This window comes from uncultured Veillonella sp. (assembly GCF_963524655.1).
Taxonomy (GTDB): domain Bacteria; phylum Bacillota; class Negativicutes; order Veillonellales; family Veillonellaceae; genus Veillonella.
In genome coordinates, this window is record NZ_CAURHA010000069.1 from 1 (window position 1) to 3,327 (window position 3,327).

Here is a 3,327-nt window from a genome sequence, read left to right on the forward strand (position 1 = left end):
AATGCCATCAATACTAGACAAATCTACCATATGTCCAGATTGAGCCATAGCTAAAGTCAAAGTACCTAATTCACGTGCGCTCATGCCATTAAACACAATGGTCATCAATAGTGCACTCACTTGATAATCAGGGATATCTCCTTTGACATAGCCATCGATGACAAAATGAATTTCTTCATCTGTTAAGGGTACATTAGCTCGTTTCTTCAGAATAATGTCATACATGCGCATAGTTACACCGCCATTCTAAGAAACCACCTAAGCATTGCCTAGGTGGTTTTCTATTATACTTCTTCGTCTAAGTGATCTTTTAATAACTCTACGGCTGCGCTAGCACCAATACGGCTACAACCTTCTGCAATATAAGCTTTCATATCTGTAATGGATCGAATGCCGCCAGCGGCCTTAATTTGCACATTAGGGCCTATGTGCTGTTTAAAGAGTCGAATATCTTCAAGACTAGCACCACCACTACCAAAGCCAGTAGAGGTCTTGATATAGTCAGCCCCGCCATTGGTGATACATTTACAGAGGGCCACCTTTTCAGAGTCGGTAAGATAACAAGTTTCGATAATAACCTTTAAGATTTTATCGCCACAAGCCTCTTTAAGGGCCCCGATTTCATTCGTTACAGCCTCAAAATCGCCTTGCTTTACATCGCCAAGATTGATTACCATGTCGATTTCAGAGGCCCCTTCTTCAATGGCTTGTTTCGTTTCAGCCACCTTGACCTCTGTCGTTTCATAGCCTAAAGGGAACCCGATAACGGTACATATGTTAAGTTTCGGATACGCTTCATGAGCGGATGCCACAAAATCCGGAGGAATACAAACAGATGCCGTTTTATATTTAACACCAGCATCACAAACTTCTTTAATATCATCCCATGTAGCGGTTGGCCGCAAGAATGTGTGATCCACATAAGCTAATAATTCTCTTCCTAACATAGTACCTCTCCTCACTAAAAGAACGACATTTGCTCTGGTTCTGGCTCTTTATGTAAAGCCTCTTGAGCAGAGCGATTTTTTTCATCAATAAATGGTTCTAATGGTACACCTGTAACCTTTAACAAATCTGGCAAACTATTAACACCTTTTACCTTAGCAGCCTCCAACACAACCTTTGCACATGTCTCCGCATCATCTAGCGCATAGTGATGTTTAAATTCAACTCCCATATAGGCTGCCATAGTATTCAACTTATGATTGACTAAATCTGGCCATACTGCACGTGAAAGTTTCACTGTACATGCATAATCTAGTTCCGGCCAAGGGATTTTATAATAATCTAACGTAGCACGCAATACATTCATATCGAACTTCGCATTGTGAGCCACCATGATATTCCCTTTTAAATGGTTTTCATAAATGGCATTCCACAACTGATCAAAGGTCTTTTCATGTAGAACATCCTTTGGTTGGATACCGTGAATTTCAATACATTCATCATCAAAACTCATAAATGGAGGCTTGATAAGGCTATACGCCTTTTTGGTAATTTGTCCATCCTTTACGGTAATAACCGCCAAGGAGCACGCGCTATTTTTAAATTTATTTGCTGTTTCAAAGTCTAATGCAACGAAATCTAACATAGGACTCCTTTCAAAATCTATATATAAGAATTATATTCATTTACTCTCCTTATTATAGCATGAAATAGACTATAATCTACCGCTTAAAGGTGACCAATAATCACCTCTTTCACACCAATTTTAATTGACAGATAGGCCCTCCGTATGTGAAAATTATTTAGATATATATGTAGTATGGAGGTTGCAACATGGCAGATGACAGATTAATCGTTGCCCTTGACGTATCCACGATGGATGCTGTGAAAGAAATCGTATTATCCCTTGGTGATTCGGTTAGCTTTTACAAGGTCGGAATGGAACTATTCTACGCCGAAGGAGCAAAAACAATTCGTTTTTTACAAGAGCAAAACAAACAAATATTTCTTGATTTGAAATTGCACGACATTCCAAACACCGTAGCCCATGGCGTTTCTTCCTTAACACGTCTCGGCGCTAGTTTGATTACTTTGCATGGTCAAGGTGGTCCTGTCATGATGAAAGCCGCTGTAGAGGCAGCTCGTGAAAGCGGTGAAACACTAGGCGTTGAGCGACCAAAATTATTAGCCATCACAGCTCTAACTAGTTTCGATGATGAATCTTGGACTGCTATCGGTGGTCAACTACCTATTTCCGACCAAGTAATTCGCCTTGCTAAACTCGCTAAAGATTGCGGCATGGATGGTGTTGTATGTTCCGCGTTAGAAGCTAAAATGATTCGCGAAGCATGTGGCGATGATTTCCTCATCGTAACACCTGGTATTCGTCCGTCCTTTGCAACAACAGATGACCAAAAACGTGTTGCTACACCAGCTAGTGCATTACAAGATGGCGCATCTCGCCTCGTTATCGGCCGCCCTATTACACAAGCAGAAAACCCTCGTGAAGCGGTTCGTTTAATTATTGAAGAAATGGAGAAGGTATCCAAATGATGACAGAACAAGAAGTAAAACAATTACTGATCGACACTCAAGCTATTTTAGAAGGTCACTTCCTTTTGACATCTGGTCTCCACAGCCCAATGTACGTTGAAAAATTCAACGTATTGCAACATCCAAAATATACAGAAACACTTTGTAAAGAATTAGCTGAACGCTTCCGTGATCAAAACGTAGAGCTTGTTATCGGACCTATGACTGGTGGTATCTTACTAGCTCACGAAGTTGGTAAAGAACTGGGCACACGTGCAATCTTTACAGAACGCGAAAAAGGCGTTATGACTTTACGTCGCGGTTTCAAAATCGAACCTGGCACACGCGTACTTATCGTTGAAGATATCGTAACAACTGGCGGTTCCGTACAAGAAGTAGTTAACGTAGTTAACCAATCTGGCGGCGAAATCGTTGGTGTAGGCCTACTCGTTAACCGTTCTGGTGGTAAAGCAGAATTTGGCGTACCTCAAGAAAAAGTACAAGCCTTGCTCAACCTTGAAGTTCCTACATATAAACAAGAAGACTGCCCTCTTTGTAAAGATGGCGTAGCTATGACAGAACGCGGTTCTAAACATATTAAATAAAATAACACCAAAAGAGCTCCTTCAACGAGGAGCTCTTTTTGCTTGTGTGTAGTTATTGTGTGTAAGAGAGAGATTCTGATACGAATGTATCACATAGAGTGTATGGCTCTATGGTGGCCATGAATGCACTTTCATGACCACGCCTCTCTAAAAGTGTTATGAGAGAAAAGGACCAATAGAATATTATTGATTTTGAGTAGTCTGTGGTGCACCTGATGCTGTAGAAGGTTGCGGTGCATTACCA

At 40.9% G+C, this 3,327-nt stretch carries 4 protein-coding genes and 1 pseudogene; 2 read left to right on the plus strand and 3 right to left on the minus strand.

Translation table 11 applies throughout. The annotated features are described in order from the left end of the window. The 3 genes and pseudogenes from deoA to RYM16_RS08905 all read right to left on the minus strand — a co-directional run. Positions 1–231: pseudogene (deoA, locus tag RYM16_RS08895) on the minus strand (pyrimidine-nucleoside phosphorylase); the annotation flags it as partial. 53 nt (positions 232–284) lie between these two features. Next, positions 285–947, minus strand: a complete 663-nt coding sequence (deoC, locus tag RYM16_RS08900) for a deoxyribose-phosphate aldolase (protein WP_296003219.1) — start codon at positions 945–947, stop codon at positions 285–287. Between the two features lie 14 nt (positions 948–961). Beyond that, a complete protein-coding gene (locus RYM16_RS08905; RefSeq protein WP_314983389.1) occupies positions 962–1,591 on the minus strand; it encodes a 3'-5' exonuclease in 630 nt (209 codons plus the stop codon). A gap of 188 nt (positions 1,592–1,779) precedes the next feature. Here RYM16_RS08905 and pyrF point away from each other — a divergent pair, with 188 nt between their 5' ends. Continuing rightward, positions 1,780–2,499 carry an orotidine-5'-phosphate decarboxylase gene (gene pyrF, locus RYM16_RS08910; RefSeq protein WP_274204675.1) on the plus strand — a complete coding sequence of 240 codons (720 nt, stop codon included), beginning with the start codon at positions 1,780–1,782 and terminating at the stop codon, positions 2,497–2,499. Next, the gene (gene pyrE, locus RYM16_RS08915) at positions 2,496–3,083 is read left to right on the plus strand and encodes an orotate phosphoribosyltransferase (RefSeq protein WP_314983390.1); all 588 of its coding nucleotides are present in this window, start codon (positions 2,496–2,498) and stop codon (positions 3,081–3,083) included. The genes pyrF and pyrE overlap by 4 nt, the downstream gene beginning before the upstream one ends. The last annotated feature ends 244 nt before the right edge of the window (positions 3,084–3,327 follow it).